This window comes from Lysobacter sp. Soil_C_15 (genome assembly GCF_057657315.1).
On record NZ_JBDGIR010000002.1, the window covers coordinates 252,380 to 277,423 of the forward strand.

18 protein-coding genes are annotated in these 25,044 nt (G+C 70.3%); 12 read left to right on the top strand and 6 right to left on the bottom strand.

The features are described from left to right. Window positions 1-7 precede the first annotated feature (7 nt). From AC3A57_RS05080 to AC3A57_RS05135, 12 genes are read left to right on the top strand one after another with little or no spacing between them, the layout of a single operon-like run. Window positions 8-2,332, top strand: coding sequence for an eCIS core domain-containing protein (locus tag AC3A57_RS05080; protein ID WP_487577903.1), 2,325 nt, complete (start codon window positions 8-10; stop codon window positions 2,330-2,332). After that, entirely contained in the window at window positions 2,329-2,790 is a 462-nt protein-coding gene (locus tag AC3A57_RS05085; RefSeq protein ID WP_487577904.1) for a hypothetical protein, read from the top strand. The genes AC3A57_RS05080 and AC3A57_RS05085 overlap by 4 nt, the downstream gene beginning before the upstream one ends. After that, window positions 2,780-3,430 (top strand): hypothetical protein, encoded by a 651-nt coding sequence (locus tag AC3A57_RS05090; RefSeq protein WP_487577905.1) that lies wholly within the window; start codon window positions 2,780-2,782, stop codon window positions 3,428-3,430. Before AC3A57_RS05085 ends, AC3A57_RS05090 begins: the two co-directional genes overlap by 11 nt. A gap of 8 nt (window positions 3,431-3,438) precedes the next feature. Then, window positions 3,439-3,762, top strand: a complete 324-nt coding sequence (locus tag AC3A57_RS05095) for a LysM domain-containing protein (RefSeq protein ID WP_487577906.1) — start codon at window positions 3,439-3,441, stop codon at window positions 3,760-3,762. A gap of 3 nt (window positions 3,763-3,765) precedes the next feature. Next, entirely contained in the window at window positions 3,766-4,893 is a 1,128-nt protein-coding gene (locus AC3A57_RS05100) for a hypothetical protein (protein ID WP_487577907.1), read from the top strand. Next, window positions 4,890-5,417 carry a phage baseplate assembly protein V gene (locus tag AC3A57_RS05105; RefSeq protein WP_487577908.1) on the top strand — a complete coding sequence of 176 codons (528 nt, stop codon included), beginning with the start codon at window positions 4,890-4,892 and terminating at the stop codon, window positions 5,415-5,417. Before AC3A57_RS05100 ends, AC3A57_RS05105 begins: the two co-directional genes overlap by 4 nt. 12 nt (window positions 5,418-5,429) lie before the next feature. Beyond that, window positions 5,430-5,789, top strand: coding sequence for a hypothetical protein (locus AC3A57_RS05110; protein ID WP_487577909.1), 360 nt, complete (start codon window positions 5,430-5,432; stop codon window positions 5,787-5,789). A gap of 25 nt (window positions 5,790-5,814) precedes the next feature. Then, a complete protein-coding gene (locus AC3A57_RS05115; protein ID WP_487577910.1) occupies window positions 5,815-6,171 on the top strand; it encodes a GPW/gp25 family protein in 357 nt (118 codons plus the stop codon). A gap of 14 nt (window positions 6,172-6,185) precedes the next feature. Then, window positions 6,186-8,690, top strand: coding sequence for a putative baseplate assembly protein (locus AC3A57_RS05120; RefSeq protein WP_487577911.1), 2,505 nt, complete (start codon window positions 6,186-6,188; stop codon window positions 8,688-8,690). Continuing rightward, the gene (locus tag AC3A57_RS05125; protein WP_487577912.1) at window positions 8,687-11,848 is read left to right on the top strand and encodes a putative baseplate assembly protein; all 3,162 of its coding nucleotides are present in this window, start codon (window positions 8,687-8,689) and stop codon (window positions 11,846-11,848) included. Before AC3A57_RS05120 ends, AC3A57_RS05125 begins: the two co-directional genes overlap by 4 nt. 8 nt (window positions 11,849-11,856) lie before the next feature. Next, a complete protein-coding gene (locus tag AC3A57_RS05130) occupies window positions 11,857-14,106 on the top strand; it encodes a hypothetical protein (RefSeq protein ID WP_487577913.1) in 2,250 nt (749 codons plus the stop codon). A 16-nt stretch (window positions 14,107-14,122) separates the two neighbouring features. Beyond that, complete coding sequence (locus AC3A57_RS05135) at window positions 14,123-15,721, top strand: DUF6519 domain-containing protein (protein ID WP_487577914.1); 1,599 nt, start codon at window positions 14,123-14,125, stop codon at window positions 15,719-15,721. A gap of 15 nt (window positions 15,722-15,736) precedes the next feature. Here the strand turns inward: AC3A57_RS05135 and cobA are convergent, their stop codons facing one another. From cobA to gcvA, 6 genes are all read right to left on the bottom strand, one after another. Continuing rightward, entirely contained in the window at window positions 15,737-16,480 is a 744-nt protein-coding gene (gene cobA / locus AC3A57_RS05140; RefSeq protein WP_487578399.1) for a uroporphyrinogen-III C-methyltransferase, read from the bottom strand. A gap of 156 nt (window positions 16,481-16,636) precedes the next feature. Further along, on the bottom strand, window positions 16,637-19,435 hold the full coding sequence (locus tag AC3A57_RS05145) for a nitrate reductase (RefSeq protein WP_487577915.1): 2,799 nt from the start codon (window positions 19,433-19,435) through the stop codon (window positions 16,637-16,639). Further along, window positions 19,435-19,791 (bottom strand): nitrite reductase small subunit NirD, encoded by a 357-nt coding sequence (gene nirD / locus AC3A57_RS05150; RefSeq protein WP_221672561.1) that lies wholly within the window; start codon window positions 19,789-19,791, stop codon window positions 19,435-19,437. Before nirD ends, AC3A57_RS05145 begins: the two co-directional genes overlap by 1 nt. Before the next feature lie 3 nt (window positions 19,792-19,794). After that, window positions 19,795-22,248: a nitrite reductase large subunit NirB gene (gene nirB / locus AC3A57_RS05155; RefSeq protein WP_487577916.1), complete on the bottom strand. Its 2,454-nt coding sequence runs from the start codon at window positions 22,246-22,248 to the stop codon at window positions 19,795-19,797. Window positions 22,249-22,259: 11 nt separating this feature from the next. Then, on the bottom strand, window positions 22,260-23,426 hold the full coding sequence (locus AC3A57_RS05160) for an MFS transporter (protein ID WP_487578400.1): 1,167 nt from the start codon (window positions 23,424-23,426) through the stop codon (window positions 22,260-22,262). 666 nt (window positions 23,427-24,092) lie between these two features. Beyond that, the gene (gene gcvA / locus AC3A57_RS05165) at window positions 24,093-24,977 is read right to left on the bottom strand and encodes a transcriptional regulator GcvA (RefSeq protein WP_487577917.1); all 885 of its coding nucleotides are present in this window, start codon (window positions 24,975-24,977) and stop codon (window positions 24,093-24,095) included. Window positions 24,978-25,044 lie beyond the last annotated feature (67 nt).

Genomic DNA, 25,044 nt, shown 5'->3' on the forward strand with positions numbered 1-25,044 from the left:
CAACCCGATGACCGACCGCCACGACCGCCAGGGCATCCGCAGATCCGCATCGCAGGCGAGCGCCGAGCGCGAAGCGGCGCGGGCGGCCGCGCGGTTCGACGAACACGCGCCGAGGGTCGGCCCGGTCGCGTCGGAAGCGGCCAAGCCCGCACTGCCGGCCGGCGCGTTGCCAGCGGGCGTGGGCGACGTCGCGCGGCGCCCCGGCAGGCCGTTGCAGCCGCAGTTGCGCGCGCGCATGGAGCGAGGCTTCGGCGCCGACTTCAGCCAGGTGCGGGTGCATACCGACGAACCGGCGCAGCGTTCGGCACGCGATCTCGGCGCCAAGGCCTACACCGTCGGTCATCACATCGCGTTCGGCCGCGACCATTACGCACCGGATTTCCACAGCGGACAACGCCTGCTGGCGCACGAGCTGGGCCATATGCTGCAGCAGTCGCCGGCCGCCGCCGGCGGCGCAGGACTCGGCCTGCGGCCGGCGCCGGCAGGCGTCTACTGCGACGAACTGCCGCCCGCCGAGGCGGCCAGGGCTGAGGCGGAAAAGGCCGCCGAAAAGAAGCCGACCGAGGGCAAGAAAGACGACAAGAAAGAAGAAAAGAAGCCCGAACCGCCGGCGGAGCCGGCCTTCGCCGACACCCTCGACTACGGCGCGATCGCCAAGGATCTGTTCGCGGCGATGGACATCGTCGGCACCGACGAGGAAGCCGTGTACTTCGCTCTCAACCGCTTGCATCGGGATCAGGCGGCCATCGACAAGCTGAAGAAGCGCTACAAGGACGATTACAAGACCGAACTGATCGACGAAATCCGCGACGAGTTCAGCGGGTCCGAACTCCAGTACGCCCTGCAACTGATCAACGAAGGCGACCCCGACTCGCCGCAGGCGATCGCCGCGTTTCCGAGCACCGGTTCGCAGTGGCGGGACGCGGCGCTGCGGCTCAAGGCGGCGTTCTTCGACGACTTCGGCACCGACGAGGAGGCGGTGTTCGCCGTACTCAACGCGTTCGGCCGCCGGGTCGACGAACTGGTCAAGCTGCGCGCGATCTATCGCGCCGCAGCCGGCAACGACCTGCGCGCGGACGTGCTGGACGAGATGAGCGGCAGCGAACGCGATTACGCGCTCTGGCTGCTCGGCGAGCAACCGATCCACCGCGAAGAGTCCAAGGCGGTGTCCGCGGCGCGCGAGATTCTCGAATTCGTCCAGGCCCAGGCCGCGCAGCGTGCCAAGACGCCTCCGGTCGTCGACGAGAACAGCCCGTTCGTGAAGGTGCTCAAATCGCGCTATCTGAGCGATTACTTCAAGAGCCCCAGCGCGGAAGCCGGAGCCAAGGTGGTCGACCAGGGCATCGGCCGGCAAATGGAAGGACGCGCCAGCGGTTCGGGCCGGGTCCAGATCCGCCCGCCCGGCCGTCGCTGGCGCGCCGCCGCCAACGAGTGGGAAATGATGGGCGTGGGCTGGCTCAACCATCAACAGCTGCCGTCGCAGATCAAGGACATGAAGGACATGCCCTTGCTCAAGAATCTGCAGGCGCTGCCGCGCGAGCTCGGCGCCGCCACCGACATCCTGCGCAAGGAGAACACCGCCGAGCTGCCGAACATCGACATCCCCGCCCTGCTCGGCAAAGCCAACCTGGACATCACCGACATCAACGCCGACGTCCGCGGCGGCGGACGCAACATCTCCCAGCTCATGCATTGGGCGACCGGGGTGAAATACGCACGGCAGAAGCCCGAGGCCTTGCGCGAGCTGTTTCTGGCGTACGAGCTGTGGCACCTGGAAGGCTGGGACGTGTTCGGCCAGGACGCGCTCAACGACATGATCGTGGAGAACCAGGGCCGCATGCTCGGCGCCGAACTGCTCAAGGGCGCCGGCGGCGCGCTCAAGACCGAGGCCGACCTGGTGCCCTATCTCAGCCGTACCTTCGCCGAATCGCGCGCCTGGGTCGGCAGCCTGCTGCGAATGCGCCGCTCGGCGCTCGACGAATGGATCCTGGCCAAGGAGCAGAAGCCGGCATCCATCCACTGGATGGACGATACCCAGATCTGGCCTTCGCTGACCGTCTACCAGTTGCTGGCCGACGGCGCATCGGTGGCGGAAGTGAAGAAGTCCTTCATGGTCGAATCGGCGATCGAGATCTACACCCTGATCTTCGAAGCCGACGAGTGGGACAAGGCGCACGGCGCGATCAAACTGACGCCGCTGGAAAAGGCGTTGGTGCGGGGGGAACTCGACAAGATCCTGGCGGTGATGGCCAAGGCCGAAGTCGGAAAGGCTTCGCTGGGCGATCTGGTCGTCGCCAAGAGCGCCATCGACGGCCTCAAGGGGGGCGAATGAACGCGCGTTCCGATGCTGGCGCCGATTACAGCTGGGGTCCGCCGGGGCCGCTGCAGGTCGGGCTGTTGGTGGATACGGCGCGAGTGCGCCTGGCGCGGCCGTTCGCCTGGCGTTGGGCGCTGCGTTCGGGCGACGGCCAGGCGCACCAGGTCACGCTCCGCCATATCGACGACCCGCGCTTCCGTTGCCTGCTGCAGTTGTACCGGCAGGGCGGCGGCGAACCGTTGTGGGAGTTCCCGCCGGATCTGCCGCCGCCTGCGCTGCGCAGCGGCGGCGACAGCGCGATCGTGACCGCGGACGCCGTCCTGCTCGACGGCGGCAGCGCGGCGATCGAGCCTGAGTGGGGCCCGGGACAGTACCTCGCCCGGATCGTATTCGGCGGCGGACCGTTCCGGTTCGAATACCGCAGCGGCGACGTCCGCATCGCCATCGGCGAAGGAGCCGGCCATGCCTCTTGAACGCGCTCCGCGCCCGATCCGCGGCGGCCTGGTCCTGCTCAACCCGTTCACCGGCGAGACGATCCGGGTCGTCCCGTTGCAGTACAACCCCGACTCGTTGTCGCGCACCCTGCAGGTGCGCAGCATCGCCGAAGATCCGGGCGACCGCGGCGAGTCGTTGCGGCTCAAGGGACCGGCGATCGAGACGATCAAAATGGAAGCCGAGATCGACGCCTCCGACGATCTGGAACGCGGAACCGAGCCGACGGTGTCGCTGGGGCTGCATCCCAAGCTGGCGGCGCTGGAGTCGCTGGTGCAACCGCACAGCGAGCAACTGATCTTCAGCGGCCTGCTGGCGGGCTCCGGCACGCTGGAGATCGCGCCGATGCAGGCGCCGGTGACCGTATTCGTGTTCGGTCCGCAACGCATCGTCCCGGTACGGGTCACCGAACTGAGCATCACCGAAGAGGCGTTCGACAACCGGCTCAACCCGATCAGGGCCAAGGTCAACCTGAGCCTGCGCGTACTCAGCGTCGACGACTTCAAGTCCTTCAGCCTCGGCGGAAGCCTGTTCATGAGCTATCTGCAAGCGCGCGAGCAACTGCCCGACAAGGCCCCGGGCTTCGGCCTGGGCGCGCTCGGCATCGACAAGATCCTGTGAGGCGGACCATGGCGAACTACGACTTCCCCCCCAGCAGCCGCTACTACGACATCGCCGTCGCGACGCTGACGCTGGCCGACGGCACCGTCGTGCCCTATCTGCAGCGGCGCTTTCTCCCCGCGCTCGACCGCTTCGTCATCCTGCACGAGCGCCGGGTCAGCGAAGGCGAACGCCCCGACCACCTCGCCGCACGCGAGCTCGGCGACCCGGAGGCGTTCTGGCGCCTGTGCGACGCGAACGGCTCGATGCACCCCGACGAGCTGACCGACGAAATCGGCGAAACCGTGCGCATCGCCCTGCCCGACGGCATGCCGCCGCCGGGGAGGGAGTGATTCATGGTCCCCGGCATTCACCTGACCCTGATGATCGGCCCCGGCATGCCGGTGCCGGCGCCGCGCGCGGTCGTGGACGCGCTGCAGAGCGTGGAAGTCACCAGCGGCAAGGATAAGACCGGGTTCCAGATCGAATTCGCCACCAGCAAGGACTCGCCGTTGTTGAACGCCTTGCTGACCGCCGGCTACTTCGACCCGATCGGCACCCGGATCATCCTCACCGTGACCCTCGGCGGCCTGCCGCACGTACTGATCGACGGTGTCGTGACCCGGCAACAGCTGGCGCCCAGCAACGAGCCCGGGCAATCCACCCTCACCGTCACCGGCGAAGACCTCAGCGTGCTGATGGATCTGGTCGAGATCAAATGCCCGTTCCCGGCGATGAACGACACCGTCCAGGCCTATGCGGTACTCGCGCGCTACGCCGCTTTCGGCATCGCGCCGATCGTGATCCCGGCGTTCATCGACGAAATGGACTCGCCTAGCCGCAAGCACAAGAGCCAGACCGGGACCGACCTGGAGCACCTCAAACGCCTCGCGTCCAAGAACGGCTTCGTGTTCTACGTCGAACCCGGCCCGCTGCCGGGCCAGAGCATCGCCTACCTGGGTCCGAACATCCGCATCCCGGTGCCGCAGCCTGCGCTCAACATCAACATGGACGCGCACACCAACGTCGAATCGATGAGCTTCGCCCTGGACGGGCTGGCCAAGGAGCTGATGATCGTGACCGTGCAGGATCCGGTCACCGGCAAGATTCCGCTGCCGCTGCCGATTCCGTCGATCAGCATCTTCCAGCCGCCGCTGGGCGCACGGCCCACGCCTCCGGCCAAGATCACCTTCAGCAGCGACTCCGGCGGCGATTCGGTACAGCACACCCTAAAGAAAGCGCTGGGCAAGCTGATGAAGGGCTCGGCCAACGCCATCAGCGTGTCCGGGAGCCTCGACGTGCTGCGCTACGGCCACGTCCTGCGCTCCAAGCTGATGGTCGGCGTGCGCGGCGCCGGCGTCGCCTACGACGGCCTGTACTACGTCGACAGCGTCACCCACAAGATCAAGCGCGGCGAATACAAGCAGAGCTTCAAGCTCAGCCGCGACGGACTGATCTCGCTGACACCGAGGGTACCGGTATGAGCCAGGGAACGTATTCCGGACTGTATCGCGGAACCGTCGCGGTCAACGTCGACCCGGAAATGCGCGGCCGACTGCAGTTGTTGATTCCGGACGTGCTCAGCTTCGTGCCCTCGACCTGGGCCGAACCCTGCACCCCGCTGTCCGGTCCCACCGGTCCCGGCATGGGCGTGTACATGGTGCCTCCGCCCGGCGCGGCGGTCTGGGTGATGTTCGAGCACGGCGAGGTCGACAAACCGGTCTGGATGGGATGCCGCTTCGACATCGCCAGCGACGTCCCGGCGATGGCCAAGCTCGGCAACCCGGCCGACCCGAGCATCGTCATCGCCTCGCTGCTGCAGAACCAACTGATCATCAGCGACTTGCCGCCGACGCCGAAGACCGGCGGCATCGTGCTGCAAAGCACTACCGGCGCGACGCTGGTGGTCAACGACAGCGGCATCTACATCGATAACGGCAAGGGCGCGTCGATCGACATGGTCGGCCCGCTCATGACGTTCAACAAAGGCGCGATGACGATCAAGTAAGGAAGCGCAACCATGCCCGGATACCTGTTGCCCGTCACCACGCCCGTCACCTGCCAGCATGCGGCCGGCCAGGCCACGCTCGCGCCGACCCAGTCGCGGGTGCTGGTGATGGGCCAGCCGGCGGCGACGATCCCGCCCGGCGCGCCGACTGCCACGGTGGCCGGCTGCCCCTTCACCCTGCCCGGCGGCAAGCCGCAACCCTGCGTGACCGTGCGCTGGACCATGCCGAGTTCGCGGGTGCTGATCATGGGCTTGCCGGCGGCGCTGGTGCCGACCCCGGGGCCGGCGCCCGGCATCTGCCAAAGCGCCGAGCAGGCCCCGCAGGGCGCGCCGATCGTCAGCGCCCTGCAAACGCGCGTACTCGCCATGTAGCCGCCGCACGAGCCGGAGAACCGCCATGTACCTGGACTTCCCTTTCCATGTCGACGGCCGCGGCCGCAGCGCGCAGACCGATCACGCCGGCCATGTGCGCGACCTGATCGAGCAACTGGTGTTCACCCACCCCGGCGAACGGGTCAACCGGCCCGATTTCGGCAGCGGATTGATGCAGTTGGTGTTCGCCGGCAACAGCCCGGAACTGGCCGCGACCGTGCAGTTCACCCTGCAGGCCGCGCTGCAGCGCTGGATGCAGGACCTGATCGAAGTGCGCGCGCTGCGGGTGACGGCGCAGGACGCGGCGCTGGTCGTCGAGCTCAGCTACTTGCTGCTGCCCACCCGCGAAGAACAAACCGCGCGCTTCGTCCGCGCGACCTGAAGCCAGGAGCCGCCATGAGCCTCTCGTGCTGCAACGACCCGCGCCGCCAGGACGTCCGCGCCTTCCACGGCCGGGTCGGCCTGGACTTCGTCGAGGTCTCCGCCGACCAGTCGAGCCTGCATGTGTATTTCCTCGGCAAGCTGCCGCCCGAATTCGCCGAGGACGGCCCGGGCCTGCTGCGCCATCTGCGCATCGAAGGCGGCGCCCGTGTAAGCGGGATCGAGATCGTCGACGTCGACCCGCATGCCAGCGAGGAGGCCGACGTCGACGACTGGCTGGTGCTGCGCCTGGACCGGCGCGGCGACCATTCGCGCTACCGGCTGCGCCTGCTCGACATCCAGGGCCTGGACCCGATGTACGCCAGCGCCGAGTTCTCGTTCAAGGCCGGTTGCCCCTCCGACCTGGACTGCGCACCGGCGCAGGCCTGCGTCGAAGCGCCGCCGCCGGAGCCGGCGCTGTCCTATCTGGCCAAGGACTACGCCAGCTTCCGCCGTCTGATCCAGGACCGGCTGGCGCTGCTGTCGCCGCACTGGCAGCCCGGGCACGTGCCCGACCTGGGCCTGACACTGATCGAAGTGCTCGCCTATGCCGGCGACTACCTGAGCTATTACCAGGACGCGGTCGCCACCGAGGCCTATCTGGACACCGCCCGCCAGCGCATTTCGGTGCGCCGCCACGCCCGCCTGGTCGACTACCGCCTGCACGAAGGCTGCAACGCCCGCGCCTGGGTCGCGATCGAGACCTCGCAGGATCTCGACCTGCCGGCCGCGGCGCTGCAATTCGTCAGCGGCATCGCCGCCGACGCGCCGCTGCCCGGCCTGCTCGATGCCGACGCGATGCGCGAGCTCGCGGCCGACAGCTACCAAAGCTTCCAGCCGCACCTGGCCGACGCCGCGGCCATCCTCCCGCTGCGCAGCGCGCACAACCGGATCGCGTTCTACGACTGGGGCCGCGACGACTGCTGCCTGCCGCGCGGCGCCACCGCGGCGGTGCTGCGCGACCGCTGGGCCGACGGCGAAGGGTCGGCGCGCGCTTTGCAACTGCGCGTCGGCGACGTGCTGTTGCTGAAAGAAGCCATCGGCCCGCGCACCGGCCTGGAAGCCGACGCCGATCCGGAACGGGTCTGGCCGGTGCGGCTGGTCGAGGTCGAACCGCTGCAGGACGATCTTTATCCCGCCGCGGCCGACGACCCGCGCCCGACCCCGTTGCTGCGGGTGCACTGGCATGCCGACGACGCCCTGCCGTTCCCGCTGTGCCTGAGCGCGCTGGGCCCGCCACCGCAGTGCCCGCGCCTGCGCGAGGTCTCGATCGCGCTCGGCAACGTGGTCCTGGCCGATCACGGTCGCGACGCGCCGGCGCAGGACCTGGGCGCGGTGCCGGACGGCCAGAGCGAAACGCTGTGCGAATGCGAAGGCCAGCCCGCGGACATCGAACTACGGCCGGGGCGTTTCAACTGGTCCTTGGACGAGACGCCGCTGACCCATCGCGAAGCGGCTCCCGCCGCCGCGCGCGCCGCCTCCGCCAGTCTGCGCCAGGACCCGCGCGCGGCGCTGCCGGCGCTGCGCCTGGACGATAGCGACGGCGGCGCGTGGATACCGGCATTCGACCTGCTCTCCAGCGCGAGCGAGGACCGCCACGTGGTCGCCGAAATCGACAACCGGGGCGTCGCCCGGCTGCGCTTCGGCGACGACGATCTCGGCAAGCGCCCGGCCGCCGGGCAGCGCTTCCAGGCCAGCTACCGGATCGGCAACGGCCGCGCCGGCAACGTCGGCGCGCACAGCATCAACCGCGTGCACCTGCGCGACGGCGATTGGAGCGGCTTGCAACTGCGGGTCGACAATCCGCTGCCGGCGCAGGGCGGCCGCGATGCCGAGCCGCTGGCGCAGGCGCGCCTGCTCGCCCCCGGCGCATTCCGCAGCCAGCGCCTGCGCGCGATCACCGCCGACGACTACGCCCGTCTGGCCGAACGCGACCCGCGCGTGCAGCGCGCCAGCGCCGAACTGGTTTGGACCGGCAGTTGGTACGAGGCCGACGTAGCGCTGGATCCTTATGGGCGCGTGCCCGCCGATGCGCCGCTGCTAGAGGACGTGCAGGCGGCGCTGCAGCGGGTGCGCCGCATCGGCCACGACCTGCATCTGGAAACCGCGGTGTACGTACCGATCGACCTGGCCCTGGAGGCATGCGCCCTGCCCGGCTACGAACGCGGCGCGATCCGGGCCGCCCTGCTCGACCGTTTCGGCGCCGGCCGCCGCCGCGACGGCCAGCCCGGCTACTTCCATCCCGACCGGCTCAGCTTCGGCCAGCCCCTGCGGATCAGCGCGCTGGTCGCCGAGGCGATGGCGGTGCCGGGGGTGGAATGCGCCCGCGTGGTCCGCCTGCAACGGCTGTTCGCGCCGGCCAACCGCGAACTCGAGGACGGTCTGCTGCGGCTGGGCGCGCATGAGATCGCGCGGCTGGACCAGGACCCCAACTACCCCGAGCACGGCAAGCTCGCGATCTCCGTCGGAGGTGGCCGATGAGCGCCCACGATCATGGATGCGGTTGCGGCGGCGCCGGCTGCGGCTGCTGCCAAGGCGTCGCAGTCTCCACGCCAGTGCCGATCCACAACCGCCGCGGTCTGCCCGAACTGGCCTACCGCGTCGGCAGCCACGGCCGGTTCCTGGCTAGCATGAAAGCGCGGCTGGCGACCGCCGTCGTCGACCTGCCGGCCGACGGCGAACGGCCCGCGCGCAGCCTGCGGCCGCTGCAGGCGTTGACCACCCGCGATGCGGCCGACCCGGCCATCGCCCTGCTCGATGCCTGGGCGACCGTCGGCGACGTGCTGAGCTTTTACCAGGAGCGCATCGCCAACGAAGGCTATCTGCGCACCGCCACCGAACGCCGCTCGCTGGTCGAGCTGGCGCGCCTGGTCGGCTACGCGCCGCGGCCCGGCGTCTCGTCCAGCGTGTTCCTGTCCTACACCGTCGACGACAACCAGGCGGTGCCGGTCGAACTGCCGATCGGCACCCGCGCGCAGAGCATTCCCGGCCCCGACGAACTGCCGCAGACGTTCGAGACCGACGAGCCGCTGCTGGCGCGGCGCGAATGGAACGACCTGCAGATCCGTCGCCAGCGCCCGCAACGGATCGGCTTGGCGACGATCCTGGCCGTGGACAGCGTTCACGCGGTCGGCGTGGCCACCGGCGTGCAGCCCGGCGAACTGCTGCTGTTCCAGTTCGGCAGCGGCGCCGCGCCGGTCTACGTGGCGCGCCGGCTGATCGCGGTCGAACCCGACTTCACCGGCCAGCGCACCGCCCTGCGCCTGCAGCCGCTGCCGCCGCTGGAGGCGCAGGCGCACGCGCTGTTGCAGGTGCTGCAGAACCGGCTGAGCTTCGTCCAGGACCAACGCGCGATCGAGAACTGCGCGCAGTTGCTCGGCGCGCTGCGCCTGGGCGCGCCGCGGCCGCCGCTGGGGGCGTGGGTCGAATTCCTCGATGCCGGCGTCGACGACACCGACGCTCACCAGGCGATCGACCGGTTCGCCACCGACCTGGCCGAACTGCAGGCGCCGGGCGCGGCCGTGCCGGGCGAAGGCCCCGACGCGGTGGTCGACAGCCTGCTCAAGCCGCAGCGGCCGCAGGCGGCCAACAGCCTGCGCCTGCGCCGCGATCTCGGCGCCGGCTTCCGTTACGGCGCCGATCTGCAACCGCAGCTGATCACCGATTTCGCGCCCGCGCTCAAGGACAACTATTACCAGGCCTGGCGCGGCGCGCACCCGGAGCAACTGCCGCCGCCGCTGGCCGCGGTGTATGCGCTCGGGGCCGGCGAGACGCTGTTCGGCGCGACCACCGCCAAACCCATGCCGGCGATCAACGGCGACAACGTACCGGCGGTGGAATCGTGGCCCGACTGGCGCTACGCCGCCGACGAAACCGACAGCAACGCCTTCCTGGCCAAGGCCGACCCGCTGCTGGTCGCCGGCGACGTGGTGCTGGTGACCCGGCCGCCGGAGCAGTTCCAGATCCTGCCGCGCTACGAAGCGCTGCGCATCGCCGCCATCCGCAGCGGACCGCGCAGCGCTTACGGCATATCCGGCGAAACCACCGAAATCGCCTTCGGCGCCGACGGCAAGCCCATCGCCTGGCGCGAAGTCGACGAAAACCCGCAGCTGAAGAAGCAGATCGTCGAGCTGCGCCAGATCTGGATCCATCCGCAGCGGCGGCGCCTGGAAATGGCCCAGGAACCGATCCTGGACGATGTCTCCGGCAGCGAACTCGAGCTCGGCCCGCTGCACGAACAGCTCAAGTCCGGCCGCTGGATCGTGGTCGAAGGCGAGCGCAGCGACATCGACGGCATCCGCGGCGTGCGCGCCAGCGAATTGCTGATGGTCGCCGGCCTGGAACACGGCAGCGACTTCACCCTGCCCGGCGACCGCCCGCACACCACCCTGCGCCTGGCTACGCCGATGGCCTATACCTACTACCGCGAAGGGCTGGCGATCCGCGCCAACGTGGTCCGCGCCAGCCACGGCGAAAGCCGCAAGGAAGTGCTCGGCAGCAGCGACGCGCGGCGGCCGTTGCAACGCTTCGCCCTGCGCCAGCCGCCGTTGACCTGGCGCCCGGCGCCGACCGCGGCCGGCGCCGCCAGCACGCTCAAGGTGCTGGTCGACGGGGTCGAGTGGCGCGAGGTCGACAGCCTCTCCAGCCTCGGTCCCGACGCGCGCGCCTACGTCAGCGCGACCGGCGACGACGGCGTCACCGCGGTGATCTTCGGCGACGGCGAGCACGGCCTGCGCCCGCCCAGCGGTTTCGAGAACCTGCGCGCCGAGTACCGCAACGGCATCGGCAAGGGCGGCAACGTGCGGGCCAAGCAGGTCTCCTTGCTGGTGAGCCGTCCGCTGGGGATCAAGGACGTGGTCAATCCGCTGCCCGCCTCCGGCGGCGCCGAGCGCGAAACCGCGGCGCTGATCCGCGAGAACGCGCCGCGCTCGCTGGCCGCGCTGGACCGCCTGGTATCGCTGTCGGACTACGCCGATTTCGCCCGCATGTTCGCCGGCATCGCCAAGGCCGAGGCGGTGCGCCTCAGCGACGGGATGCGCGAGCAGGTCCATATCACCGTGGCCGGGGTCGACGACATGCCGCTGGAACCGAACTCCGACCTCTACCGCAACCTGCTGCAGGCGCTGCGCGAACTCGGCGACCCCGGCCTGTCGGTGCAGGTGGCGATGCGCGAGCGGATCGCCCTGGTGCTGCAGGCGCGCCTGCGCCTGCAGGCCGGCCATCGCTGGGAGGCGGTCGCGAGCGCGGTGCGCGCGCGCCTGCTCGAGCGCTTCGGCTTCGAACGACGCGCCCTGGCCCAGCCGGCTTTGCTGTGCGAACTGGTCGCGGCGATGCAGTCGGTGCGCGGCGTCGATTGGGTCGACGTCGACAGCTTCGGCGGCATTCCGGAGACGGTGATCGACTGGCAGAGCGGGCAGCGTCGCCTGGTGCGCCAGGACGAGATCACCGAGATCGTCCAGACCATCGTCTACGGCGACAGCGACACCGGCTTCGACGACGAGCAAGGCGTGCCGGTGCAACCGCCGGCGCGGGTCGACGCCGGAACCGCCTATCGCGAAGGCGAGCGCATCCGCCCGGCTCGCCTGGCCTGCTTCGTGCCCGGCGTGCCCGACACCCTGATCCTCAACCCGGTCCAGTGAGCCAGGCCATGGACATCCCTTCGCTGCATCTCGAGCCGCGCACCGACCGCCTGTATCGGCTGCTGCCGGCGATCCACCGCATCCGCGACATCGAACAGGGCCATCCGCTGCAAGCGCTGCTGCGGGTCATCGCCGAACAGGTGAACCTGGTCGAGGACGATATCGCCCAGTTGTACGAGAACTGGTTCGTCGAGACCGCCGACGACTGGGCCGTGCCCTATATCGCCGACCTGCTCGGCTACCGCCCGGTCGAGGCCGCCGGCGCTGCGGCGCAACGCCGCGACGCCCAGGGCCGCGCGCTGGAGCGCGCGCTGGTGCCGCGGCGCGAAGTCGCCCAGTTGATCCAGCACCGGCGGCGCAAGGGCACCGTGTCGTTGCTGGAAGACCTGGCCCGCGACGTCGCCGGCTGGCCGGCGCGCGCGGTCGAGTTTTTCCAGTATCTGGATCGCGCTCAGAACCTGGATCATCTGCATATGCAGCGGATCGGCACCGCCTCGCTGCGCGATCCGGCGCCGCTGGAACTGGCCGGCAGCCCGTTCGATCCGCTGGCGCACAGCGTAGACGTGCGCCGGATCGCCTCGCGCCATCGCGTCGGCCGCCACAACATCCCCAGCGTCGGCGTGTTCGCCTGGCGCATGCGCAGCTACCCGGTGACCCGCACTCCGGCCTACTGCGTCGAGGATGTCGGCCCGCACTGCTTCACTTTCAGCGTGCTCGGCCAGGACGCGCCGCTGTACCGCAAACCGCGCCCGGAGCCGGACCGCTACCACCAGGCCGGCGAACAGAACCTGCCGTTGCCGCTGCGTCGGCGCGCCTTGCAGCGCGAACTCGAACACGAATACGGCCCCGGCAAAAGCCTGGCGGTGTGGGCCGAACAATGGGCCGGCCACGACGGCAGCCAGCCGCTGCCGACCAGCGCATTGCTGGTCGCCGACCTGAGCGGCTGGCGTTATCGGGTGCCGCGCGGCAAGGTCGCGATCGACCCGGTGCTGGGCCGGCTGATGTTTCCGCCCAACCAGATTCCCAAGAAAGGCGTGCGGGTCAGCTACCACTACGGTTTCGCCGCCGATCTCGGCGGCGGCGAATACCGCCGCGCGATGCGCCGGCCGGCGCAGGACTACACCCTGTACCGGGTCGGCGAAGCCGGCTCGCCGACGCCGACGGACAGCGAACCGCCGCTGCCGCGCATCGCCGACGCGCTGCGCCTGTGGCAGGAACAGTCGCCGCAGCACGCGGTGATCGAACTGATCCACAGCGGGGTCTGGGTCGAACCGCTGCATATCCGCCTGCAACCGGGCCAGTCGCTGAGCCTGCGCGCCGCCGACGGCGTGCGCCCGGTGATCCGGCTGATCGACTGGCAGACCGACCTGGCCGATGCGCTGACCGTGGAACTCGACGTCGGCAGCCGCTTCGCCCTCGACGGCATCCTGCTGACCGGCCGGCCGATGCACGTGTCGGCGCCGCGCGATCCGGAACGCTACGCCGAGCAGGCCGCGCTGCAGCCCGATTGCGCCGCCGCCCTGTCGATCCGCCATTGCACCCTGGTGCCGGGCTGGGGCATCGGCTGCGGCTGCGAGCCTGAACGCCCGTCCGAACCCAGCCTGGAGCTGTACAACCTGCGCGCGACGGTGCGGATCGAGCGCAGCATCGTCGGCTCGATCCAGGTCCAGCAGGACGAGGTCGGCAGCGACCCGATCCCGCTGACCATCGAAGACAGCATCGTCGATGCCGCCGGGCCGCGCCAGGAAGCGATCGGCGCGGCGACCTCGGCGGTCGCACACGCCTGCCTGAGCCTGCGCCGCTGCACCGTGTTCGGCACGGTCGAGGCGCATGCGCTGGCGCTGGCCGAGAACTGCCTGTTCAACGACTGCCTCAACGTCGCCCGGCGCCAGATCGGCTGCGTGCGCTTCTGCTACGTGCCCTGCCATTGCCGCACCCCGCGCCGCTATCGCTGCCAACCCGACGGCGTCATCGCCGCGGTGCGCGAGCGCAAGCTGCCGGCCGCGCAGGAGCCGCGCGAACTGGCCGCCGAGCGCCTGCGGGTGCGGCCGCGCTACCGCTCGCGCCGCTACGGCCGGCCCGGCTATGCGCGCCTGCTCGACGCCTGCGCGATCGAGATCCTGCGCGGCGCCGACGACGAATCGCAGATGGGCGTCTACCACCATCTCTACGAGCCGCAGCGCGCCGCCAATCTACGCGCGCGCCTGGACCAATACACCCCGGCCGGGATGACGGTCGGGCTCCTCTTCGCCGACTGACCTGGAAGGAACGCATATGAAAGGCGATTTCACTCGGGCGACCTTCGATCCCCGCCATCACTTCAGCCAGGTCCTGCTGCAACAAGGCCGGGTCACCCTGGACGCCGATCCCAACGAACAGGGCGCGATCCTGCTGCACCTGCTGCGCACCCTGGCCCGCGACGTGTTCGGCCCCTACGCCGCGCCCGCCGCCGAGCCGGGCTTCGCGTTGCAGCTGCAGGACAACGACGGCAAACGCTCGCTGAGCATCGGCGCCGGGCGCTACTACGTCGACGGCATCCTGTGCGAGAACGAGGGCTGCGACTACCTCGCCCAGCCGCACTACACCCCGGCCCCGGCCGATCCGAACGCCGGCGGCGGCGATCCTTTGCGGCTGTGGCTGGAATCGGGTTCCGACAACCAGGAGCAACGCTTCTGGGTCTACCTGGACGTGTGGGAACGCCACGTCACCTCGGTCGAAATGCCGCACCTGCGCGAGGTCGCCCTCGGCGGGCCGGACACCTGCAGCCGGCGGCAAGTGGTGTGGCAGGTCCGCGCCTGGGCCCAGGAGCCGTTGCGCAAGGCCTTCGAGGACCGCATCGCCCAACTCAAGCAGCGCGCCGAACAGACCGAGGACGAGGCCGAGCGCGAGCGCCTGCAGGAGTGGATCGCGCGCCTGGACGCGGCGCTGTCGCAGTTGTCCGAGGACTACCGCTCGGCCTGCGCCGCGCCGCTGCGCCTGTTCGAGCGCGAGCGGCCGCGGCTGGCGGCGCAACTGCAGGAGCACGAGCGCCTGGACGACCCCTGCGCGACCAGCCCCGACTCGGCCTACCGCGGCGCGGAGAACCACTTGTACCGGGTCGAGATCCACCGCGGCAGCGAGCACCCGCAAGGCCCGACCTTCAAATGGTCGCGCGACAACGGCAGCGTGCTGACGCGCTGGATCGGCGGCGGCGGCGACCGGCTCGAAGTGGCCAACGCGCGCGACTTCCGCGATCGGCAATGGGTCGAGATCACCGACGAGGAAGACGATCTGCTCGGCCGCCCCGGCCGGCTCAGCCAGATCGCCAGCGTCGAGGGCAACGTGCTGGTCCTGACCCAGGCCCAGGACCGCAGCCCCAACGCCAGCACCAAGCTGCGGCGCTGGGACCACGTCGGCCAGGGCGACTTCGGCCTGGCCAGCGACAACGCGGTGCCGCTGAACCCGCCGCCCAAACACGACCCAGGCAAGCCGTACTGGATTCCGCTCGAGGACGGCATCGTGGTCCGCTTCGGCGACGGCGGCGAGTACCGCAGCGGCGACTACTGGCTGATTCCGGCGCGGGTCGCGACCGGCGACGTCGAATGGCCGCGCATCGACGGCGAGGCCGAACTGCGTCCGCCGCTCGGCGTCGAGCACCGCTACGCGCCGCTGGGTTTCGTCGGCAGCGGCGACGACGGCGAAGGCGGACAGGTCGATTCCTGCCAGTGCCTGGTCTATCCCGAACGCCTGTGCGGCGAACTCACCCGCGTGCCGGGACCGGTCGACAACGATGCCATCGCCGGCGATCTGAGCGTGGCCGCCGGACGCGCGCCGCAGAACGCGGCGACGGCGGCGAAGAAGACAGCGGCCAAGCGCAAGAAGGTCGAGAAGTAGGCATCGCCGGCCGCTTCAGCGCCGCGCTGCGGCGGCCGCTTCGTCGGCGCAGGCAGGCGAGGCCGCGGCTGCGGCCAGCGCCGCGCCGACCAGGATCAGGCCGGGCGCGCCGCCCTGGCCGGCCGCGGCGTGTTCGTGCAGGCGCGCCAGCGTGGTGACGATGCGGCGCTCGTCGGCCCGGCTGGCCGCCAACACGATCGCCGCCGGCGTCTGCGCCGGCAGATGCCGCAACAGCGCCGCGGCGACCGACGCGACCCGGCCCAGCCCCATGTAGATCGCCAGGGTCGTGCCGGTCGCCGCCAGCGCCGCCCAATCGGGTTCGCCGTGGTCGCGGGTGTGCGCGGTGACGAAGCTGACCCCGTGGCAATGCTCGCGATGGGTCAGCGACACGCCCAGCCCCGCGGCCGCGGCGAAGGCCGAACTGACCCCGTTGACGATGCGCACCGGCACCCCGGCCGCGCGCAGGAATTCGATCTCTTCGCCGGCGCGGCCGAACAACAGCGCATCGCCGCCCTTGACCCGCACCACCCGCGCGCCCTGCAGCGCGTAGCGGCGCATCAGCCGGCAGATGAACGCCTGCGGCGTGGACCGGCAACCGCCGCGCTTGCCGACCCGCAGCACCCGCGCCCGCGGCGCCAGTTCGACGATGTCCGGATCGACCAGTTCGTCGAGCAGCAGCACCTGCGCCGCAGCCAGTTCGCGCGCCGCCTTCAGGGTCAGCAGTTCCAGATCGCCGGGACCGGCCGACAGCAGCACCACTTCGCCGCCGCGCCCTGCCCCGTCTGTGCCGATGTTCTGCCGCATGCTCGTCTCCGCCGGATGCCGTGTTGCGCCTGTTCGTCTTGCCTGCTCGTCCTGTCTTTTTGTCCCGCCTGTTCCACCGCCGCGACCAGGGCCGCGACCGCTTGCCTGCGCTCAGGCGCGCAACGCGGTCTCGCGGCACATGCGCATGACCTGCGGCCCGCAGGAGCCGCAGACGCCGGCGCAGCCCAGCCGTTGCTTGACCGTCTCGGCGTCGGCGCCGCGCGCGATCTCGGCGCGGATCGCCGACTCGCGCACCTGCAGGCATTGGCAGACCACCGGGTCGCGCGCGCTCGCCGCCGAGCGCGAGAACACCGCCAGGCGTGGGCCTTCCCAGGCGGTGCCGGACAGGGCGGTGTCCAGCAGCGCCTCGGCCGCGGCCGGGCGCTGCGGATCGGTCCACAGCAGGCCTTCGATCCGGTCCTGCGCGCTGGCGTCGCCCCAGACCACGCGCTTGACCAGGCCGCGGCGCGGGTCGCGGTATTCCAGCCGCACGGCTTGCGCCTGCAGGTCCAGCGCCGCCGCCAACTCGTCCAGCCAGGCTGCCGGCGGCGCCTCGACGCAGGCCGCGCGCAGCACCAGCCAGCCGCGCCCCTGGTCGGCTTCGCCGCGCCCCGGCGCGTCGCCCGGCATCGCCCAGGGATACAGGCCGATCCCGGCATACCCGCAATCGCGCAGGAACGGCTGCGCCGCGGCGTGCAGCGCCAGCGCGTCGCCGCAACGCGCCGCGAGCAGGTGCCAGCCGAACTCGGCCTTCTCCACCCGCACCGCGGCGTGCTTGAGTTCGGGCTGCAGCGAACGCGCGTCGACTGCGGGCTGGGTCACTTCGTTGATGCCGCCGCTGGACAAGAACTGGCCGCTCCAGTGCATGGCCGCGAACACCGTGCCGGAACTCACTTCGTCGGACAGTTCCAGCGGCAGCACCAGTTCGCCGCGTTTGCCGATCACCCGTACCAGATCGCCGGGGGCCAGGCCGCGCCGCGCCGCGTCCTGGGCCTGCATGCGCAGGCCGGGCTCGGGGCTGTGCGCGAACAGCGCCGGCACCCGGCCGCTGCGCGACATGCCGTGCCACTGATCACGCAGCCGGCCGCTGAGCAGGCGCAGCGGAAAACGCGACGAAGTGGGTTCGGCCACCGGCCGGTACGGGGTCGGCTGGAAACGCGCGCGGCCGTCGTCGGTGGGATAGCGGCCGTCGGCGTAGCGCCGCGCCTGGCCGCTTTGCGCGCCGGCCGGATACGGCCATTGCTGCGGCCCCTGCGCGTCCAGGCGCGCATAGTCGAGTCCGCCGATGTCGAGGTCGCGGCCTTCGGTCAGCCGCCGGTGTTCGTCGAAGATCGCCTCCGGCCCGTCGAAGCCGAACATCGGCGCGGTACCGGGCGGCGCCAGCCGCGCTTCCAGCCGGCGCGCGACTTCGGTCGCGATCCACCAGTCCGGCCGGGCCCGGCCGGGCGCCGGCACCGCGGCGCGCACCCGCGAGATGCGCCGCTCGGAGTTGGTCACCGTGCCTTCTTTTTCGCCCCAGGTCGCTGCCGGCAGTAAGGCGTCGGCATACGGCGTGGTGTCGGTGCGTTCGAAGGCTTCCTGCACGATCACATAGTCGGCCTGCTGCAGCGCTTCGCGCACCCGGCCGATGTCGGGCATGGAGTGCACCGGGTTGGTGCAGGCGATCCACACCGCCTTGACCCGGCCGCTGCGCAAGGCCTCGAACAGCGGCACCGCGGACAGGCCCGGCTGCGCCGACAGATGCTGCGCCGGCAGGCCCCAAAGCACTTCCAGTTCGGCCCGGTGCTGGGCGTTGCCGATCTCGCGGTGCGCGGCCAGCATGGTCGCCATGCCGCCGACTTCGCGTCCGCCCATCGCATTGGGCTGGCCGGTCAGCGAGAACGGGCCGGCGCCGGGCTTGCCGATCTGGCCGGTGGCCAGATGCAGGTGGATCAGGGCCAGGTTCTTGTCGGTGCCGTGCGCGGACTGGTTCAGGCCCATGCAGTACAGCGACAACGCCGGCTCGCCGCTGCCGAACCACTCCGCCGCCTGGACCAGGTCGGCGGCTTCGATGCCGCAGATCTCCGCGGCCATGCGCGGGGTGTAGTCGCGCAGCGTCCGCTTGAGTTCGTCGAAGCCCTGGGTGTGGCGGGCGATGTAGTCGCGGTCGATCCGGTCTTCCCAGATCAGGTGGTGCAGCATGCCGTTGAACAAGGCCACGTCGGTGCCGGGCTGGATCGCCAGATGCAGGTCGGCCATCGCCGCGGTGTCGGTGCGGCGCGGATCGATCACGACCCAGTGCCGCTGCGGATCGCGTTCGCGCGCCTGCTCCAGGCGCCGGAACAGCACCGGATGCGCATAGGCCATGTTGCTGCCGGCGAACAGCACGGTACGCGCCAGCTCCAGGTCTTCGTAACAGGTCGGCGGCCCGTCGGCGCCGAGCGCGAGCTTGTAGCCGGCGACCGCGCTGGACATGCACAGGCGCGAATTGGTGTCGATGTTGTTGCTGCCCAACAGGCCTTTGGCGAGCTTGTTGAAGACGTAGTAGTCCTCGGTCAGCAACTGCCCGGACAGGTAGAACGCGACCGAGTCCGGACCGTGTTCGGCGACGATCGAGGCCAGCCGCGCGGCCACCGTGTCCAGCGCCAGCGACCAGTCGACCTCGCGCCGCGGCGCATGCCGCGACGGCCGCAGTTGCGGTGCCAGCAACCGCCCCTGCAGGCTGCTCGCGCTCTGCGCCAGGGCGCGGCCCTTGCTGCACAGCCGGCCCTGGTTGGCCGGATGCTGTGGGTCGCCCTCGACCGCGACGATGCGCCGCTGCTCGCCGCTGCCGGCGGTCTGCACCAGCACGCCGCAACCGACGCCGCAGTAGCAGCACACCGAACGGATCCGGTCGTCGGCCTGCCGACCGGGCGCGCCGCCGCCGTCCATCAGGCCGCGCCCCGCAACGGCAGATCGGCCAGCGCCAGCCAGACCTCGCCGGCCTGCAGCCGGACGCGCAAGGTCGGCGTGCAGCCGACGTCCGGCTCGCAGGCGCGGCCGTCGCCCAAACCGATCGTCCAGGCGTGCAAGGGACAGGTCACCCGGTCGCCGGCGACCAGTCCCTGCGACAGCGGCCCGCCTTTATGCGGGCAACGGTCGATCAGGGCGAACACCCGGTCGTCGGCGGTGCGGAACACGGCGACGTCGTCGCCGCCGGCGATCTCCAGCACCCGCGCGCCGAGGCGCGGAATGTCTTCCAGCACGCAGATGCGCTGCCAACGCGGATCGTCGTCGATCTCGTGCATCGCTCAGCCCTCCGCCCCGACCAACTGCGCCGGAATCCGCAGGCGCTGGTACTCGCGCGGCTTGGCCGCGGCGATCCGCGCCGCCCACGGGTCGCTCAGGCCTTCCAGCGCGTACAGCAGGCGCTCGTACAAGGCGCGCCGGTTGGCCGCGTCGGCGACCACCCGCTGCTGCACGTAGTCCATCCCGACCCGCTGCAGGTAGTGCACGGTGCGGTCCAGGTAATAGGCCTCCTCGCGGTACAGCTGCAGGAAGGCGCCGGTGTACTCGCGCACCTCCTCGGCGCTGCGCACCTTGACCAGGAAGCGTGCGACCTCGGTCTTGATCCCGCCGTTGCCGCCGATGTGGATCTCCCAGCCCGAGTCCACCGCGATGATGCCGACATCCTTGATCCCGGACTCGGCGCAGTTGCGCGGGCAGCCCGACACCGCCAGCTTGACCTTGTGCGGGCTCCACATGTTGGCCAGCATGGTTTCCAGGTCGATGCCCATCTGGGTGCTGTTCTGGGTGCCGAAGCGGCAGAACTCGCTGCCGACGCAGGTCTTCACCGTGCGGATCGACTTGCCGTAGGCGTGGCCGGAATTCATTCCCAGATCGCGCCAGACCTCGACCAGGTCTTCTTTCTTGACTCCGAGCAGGTCGATGCGCTGGCCGCCGGTGACCTTGACCATCGGGATCGCGTACTTGTCGGCGACGTCGGCGATCCGGCGCAGTTCCGAGGCGTTGGTCACCCCGCCCTTCATCTGCGGAATCACCGAGAAGGTGCCGTCTTTCTGGATGTTGGCGTGGGCACGCTCGTTGATGAAGCGCGACTGCGGGTCGTCGACCGCTTCGCGCGGCCAGGTCGAGATCAGGTAGTAGTTGATCGCCGGCCGGCAAGTCGCGCAGCCGTTGGGCGAGCGCCATTCCAGGAAGGCGTAGGCCTGGGCGTGGCTGAGCAGCTTGTGCTCGCGGATCGCCTGGCGCACCTCGCCGTGGCTGTGGTCGGTGCAGCCGCACACCGCCTTGGTCTTGGGCGTTTCCTGGAAGTTCGAACCCAGGCAGTTCATCAGCAACTGCTCGACCAGGCCGGTGCAGGAACCGCAGGAACTGGCGGCCTTGGTCTGCTTCTTGACCTCGTCGACGGTGAACAGGCCCTGCTCGTTGATCGCCTTGACGATGCACCCCTTGCTGACCCCGTTGCAGCCGCAGACCTCGTCGGCGTCGGCCATCGCGCTGGCGCGGTCCTGGCCGGCGGTGCCGGCGTCGCCGAGCGCGGTCTCGCCGAAGATCAGCTGGTCGCGGCGGTCGTCGATCGGGCTCGCGTCCTTGAGCAGCTTGAAATACCAGCCGCCGTCGCCGGTGTCGCCGTACAGGCAGGCGCCGACCAGGCGCTCGTCGCGGATCACCAGTTTCTTGTAGACCCCGCCGGCCGGGTCGGACAGCACGATCTCGTCGCAGCCCTCGCCGCCCATGAATTCGCCGGCCGAGAACAGATCGATGCCGGTGACCTTGAGCTTGGTCGACGACACCGAGCCGCGATAGATGCCGATGCCGTAGCGCGCCAGATGATTGGCGCAGACCTTGGCCTGCTCGAACAGCGGCGCGACCAGGCCGTAGGCGACGCCGCGGTGGCTGACGCATTCGCCGACCGCGTACACGCGCGGGTCGTAGGTCTGCAGCGAATCGTTGACCACGATGCCGCGCGCACAGTGGATTCCTGCGTCCTGGGCCAGGCGGATGTTGGGACGGATGCCGACCGCCATCACCACCAGTTCGGCCGGCTCCTCGCTGCCGTCGGAGAAGCGCACCGCGCGCACCGCGCCGTGCTCGTCGCCGAGCAAGGCCTCGGTCGAGGTGCCCAGGCGGAAGCGCAGGCCGCGCTCGCTCAGCGAGCGTTGCAGCAACTCGCCCGCGACCGGGTCGAGCTGGCGCTCCAGCAGCCACTCGGCCAGGTGCACCACCACCACCTCCATGCCGCGCTGGCGCAGACCGTTGGCGGCCTCCAGGCCGAGCAGGCCGCCGCCGATCACCACCGCATGGCGCTTGACCCGGGCGGCGTCGATCATCGCCTGGGTATCGCGGATGTCGCGGTAGCTGATCACCCCGTCCAGGTCCTTGCCCGGCACCGGCAGCAGGATCGGCAGCGAGCCGGTGGCCAGCAGCAGGCGGTCGTACTCGGCTTCGGTGCCGTCGGCGGCGATCACCCGCCGGCGCACCCGGTCGATCCGCACCACTTCGCGGCCCAGGTGCAGGCGGATCCCGTTCTGCTCGTACCACGACAACGGATTGAGCACGATGTCGTCGAAGGCCTGCTCGCCGGCCAGCACCGGCGACAGCAGGATTCGGTTGTAGTTCGGATGCGGCTCGGCGCCGAACACGGTGATGTCGTACAGCTCCGGCGCCAGCTTGAGCAGTTCTTCCAGCGTGCGGATGCCCGCCATGCCGTTGCCGATCACCACCAGCTTGAGTTTGTTCATGGGTTCTCCCCTCAGACCCGGGCCGCGCCGACCGCGGTCCACTGCTGGCGCCAGTGCTGGCGCAATCCCGCCACCGACAACCAGGCCAGTCCGGCGAATGCGGCGAAGCCCCACAGGCCGGGCGCATAGCTGCCGTATTCCTGCTTGAGCACGCCCATGCCGGCGGCGAGCAGGAAACCGCCGACGCCGCCGGCCATGCCGATCAGGCCGGTCATCAGGCCGATGTCGCTGCCGAAGCGCTGCGGCACGAGTTGGAACACCGCGCCGTTGCCAGCGCCCAGGCACAGCAGGGTCAGCACGAACAAGGCCACCGTCGCCGCCGCGCCCAGGCCCAACGCGGCCATCGCGACCAGCAGCGCCGCCAGCGCGTACACCGCCAGCAAGGTGCGGGTGCCGCCGATGCGGTCGGCGATCGCGCCGCCGAACGGACGCATCAGCGAGCCGGCCAGCACGCAGGCCGCGGTGGCCCAGCCGGCGAGCTTGGGTTCGAAGCCGAACTGATCGTGGAAGTAGCCGGGCAATGCGCTGGCGAAGCCGGCGAAGCCGCCGAAGGTGATCGCGTAGAAGAACATGAACCACCACGAATCGCGGTTGCCGACCAGCACCCGGCCGTAATCGCGCAGGCGCCGCTGCGGCACCGCCACCGGCGCATCCTTGGCGTACAGGGCGAACACCGCCAACACGACCAGCAGCGGCAGGCAGGCCAGGCCGAACACGTTGCGGTAGCCGAACGCAGCGGCCAAGGCCGGCGCGAACAGCGCCGCCAGCACCGTGCCCGAGTTGCCGGCGCCGGCGATCCCCATCGCCGTGCCCTGGTGCTCGGGCGGATACCAGCGCGAAGCCAGCGGCAAGGCGATCGCGAACGAGGCGCCGGCGACGCCGAGCATGGCGCCGAGCAGCAACACCTGCGCATAGCTGTGCACGCCCGAGTACCAGGCCACGAACAGCGCCGCGATCACTACGCCCTGGGCGAGCAGGCCGGTGCGGCGCGCGCCGATGCGGTCGGCGACCAGGCCCAGCAACAAACGCAACAGCGCGCCGCACAGGATCGGCACCGCCACCATCAGCGCGCGTTGGCGCGTGTCCAGCGCCAGGGCTTCGGCGATCTGCACCTGCATCGGCCCCAGCAGGTACCAGACCATGAAACTCAGATCGAAATACAGAAACGCCGACAACAAGGTGGGCGTATGCCCGGCCCGCCAGAACGAACGATCCATCCGCGCAATCTCCGAAAGGTGGCCGCGCCGCGCCGTTCCATCGGCACGCCAGGCGACCGCAAGGGGCAAACGAAAACGGCGCCTTCCCGGTGCGAACCGGAAAGACGCCGTTGTCTTCGGCAACCGGACCGCCGTTGGTCCGCCTGCCGCTATCGGGTTGTCGCGAACGCGCCGTTGCGCCCGCACGACAGATCAAGCAAAGCCCGTGCCAATCGCGTGCGGGGCATTCGTCGAATGTGATTCTTTATAAATTCAGACGCTTAGGCACTTCGCCTCCTGCGTGGACCAGCGCCGGGCAGCTCCGTCGCGCCAAAATCGTGCGGCGCTGCACCAATATTGTGCGACGCACCAGGTCTCGGCGTGTCGCAGGCGTAAGCCGTGGCCGCGTCGGCTCGGACAGGCGATCTCGAACAGGCGATCTCGAACAGGCGATCCCGAGCAGGCGATCTCAAACAAGCGATCCTGGTCGGAACCCGTTCCGGGACCTTCCGCACCGGCGCCATCGAGCGGTATTCGATGGATGGCCCTGCTGCGCCTGCGGGCAACACCGGCAAGTCCGCGCCTGTGCGCGTATCCCCATCGCGGTCCGCGCTGGCGCAGACGCAGGCCGCACCCGGCACCGCTCGCTCAGACCACCGCGCCCGCATGCGCCAGCAGCCAGGCGCGGAACTCGGCCGCCAGTTCCGAACGCGACACCTGCCTGGGCCAGACCAGGTAGTAGGCATAGTCGGTCGCCACCGCCGTCGCGAACGGACGGACCAGGACGCCTGCGGCCAGGTCGCGCTCCACGATCGAGCGTCGCGCCAGCATGACGCCGCGTCCGTCGATCGCCGCCTGCAGGGTCAGCGCCGCGTCGTTGAAGGCCAAGGCCGGACGCGGTTCCAGCGGGCCGAGCCCCGCCGCCTCGAACCACGGGCGCCAGCCGGGCGGATCGGCCTGCAGCAGCGGGAGCGCGCACAGATCCTGTGGGCCCAACGGCGGCCGCGCGTCCAGGAACGCGGGGCTGCACACCGGGAACTGCTCGTCGCGCATCAGCAGTTCCGAATCGACGTTCGGCCAGCCGCCGGGACCGAAGCGGATCGCCAGGTCGACCCCCTCGGCGGCGAAATCCACGTGCGCGCTGCCGGTACGCAGGCCGAAGTCGATCCCGGGATGGGCATCGAGGAAGCTGCCGATGCGCGGCATCAGCCAGCGCGACGCGAACGAGGGCAAGGTGCTGATCACCAGGCGCTCGGGCCGTTGCCGCTGGATCCGCCGCGCCGCATCGGCGACCTGCTGCAGGGCGCCGCGGACCTGCTCGGCGAAGTCCCGCCCCTCGCCGGTCAGCACCAGGCTGCGCTTGCCGTGGCGCACGAACAGCGCCGCGCCCAGGAACGCTTCCAGCGCCTTGATGCGGTGGCTGACCGCCCCCGGGGTGACGTGCAGTTCCTCGGCCGCGCGCGAGAAATTCTGCAGGCGGGCGGCGGCCTCGAACGCGCGCAGCGAGCTCAAAGGCGGCAGTCCACGCATCATGGCTTGTTATTTCCAGTCATAAGACTTGCGAGAAACGATCGTTTCCTGTGGCTCGTAAGCGTTCGTA

Coding starts and splice junctions, on each gene's coding strand:
- AC3A57_RS05080 (WP_487577903.1), top strand. CDS start 8: ATGACCGACCGCCACGACCGCCAGGGCATCCGCAGATCCGCATCGCAG.
- AC3A57_RS05085 (WP_487577904.1), top strand. CDS start 2,329: ATGAACGCGCGTTCCGATGCTGGCGCCGATTACAGCTGGGGTCCGCCG.
- AC3A57_RS05090 (WP_487577905.1), top strand. CDS start 2,780: ATGCCTCTTGAACGCGCTCCGCGCCCGATCCGCGGCGGCCTGGTCCTG.
- AC3A57_RS05095 (WP_487577906.1), top strand. CDS start 3,439: ATGGCGAACTACGACTTCCCCCCCAGCAGCCGCTACTACGACATCGCC.
- AC3A57_RS05100 (WP_487577907.1), top strand. CDS start 3,766: ATGGTCCCCGGCATTCACCTGACCCTGATGATCGGCCCCGGCATGCCG.
- AC3A57_RS05105 (WP_487577908.1), top strand. CDS start 4,890: ATGAGCCAGGGAACGTATTCCGGACTGTATCGCGGAACCGTCGCGGTC.
- AC3A57_RS05110 (WP_487577909.1), top strand. CDS start 5,430: ATGCCCGGATACCTGTTGCCCGTCACCACGCCCGTCACCTGCCAGCAT.
- AC3A57_RS05115 (WP_487577910.1), top strand. CDS start 5,815: ATGTACCTGGACTTCCCTTTCCATGTCGACGGCCGCGGCCGCAGCGCG.
- AC3A57_RS05120 (WP_487577911.1), top strand. CDS start 6,186: ATGAGCCTCTCGTGCTGCAACGACCCGCGCCGCCAGGACGTCCGCGCC.
- AC3A57_RS05125 (WP_487577912.1), top strand. CDS start 8,687: ATGAGCGCCCACGATCATGGATGCGGTTGCGGCGGCGCCGGCTGCGGC.
- AC3A57_RS05130 (WP_487577913.1), top strand. CDS start 11,857: ATGGACATCCCTTCGCTGCATCTCGAGCCGCGCACCGACCGCCTGTAT.
- AC3A57_RS05135 (WP_487577914.1), top strand. CDS start 14,123: ATGAAAGGCGATTTCACTCGGGCGACCTTCGATCCCCGCCATCACTTC.
- AC3A57_RS05145 (WP_487577915.1), bottom strand. CDS start 19,435: ATGGACGGCGGCGGCGCGCCCGGTCGGCAGGCCGACGACCGGATCCGT.
- nirD (WP_221672561.1), bottom strand. CDS start 19,791: ATGCACGAGATCGACGACGATCCGCGTTGGCAGCGCATCTGCGTGCTG.
- nirB (WP_487577916.1), bottom strand. CDS start 22,248: ATGAACAAACTCAAGCTGGTGGTGATCGGCAACGGCATGGCGGGCATC.
- gcvA (WP_487577917.1), bottom strand. CDS start 24,977: ATGATGCGTGGACTGCCGCCTTTGAGCTCGCTGCGCGCGTTCGAGGCC.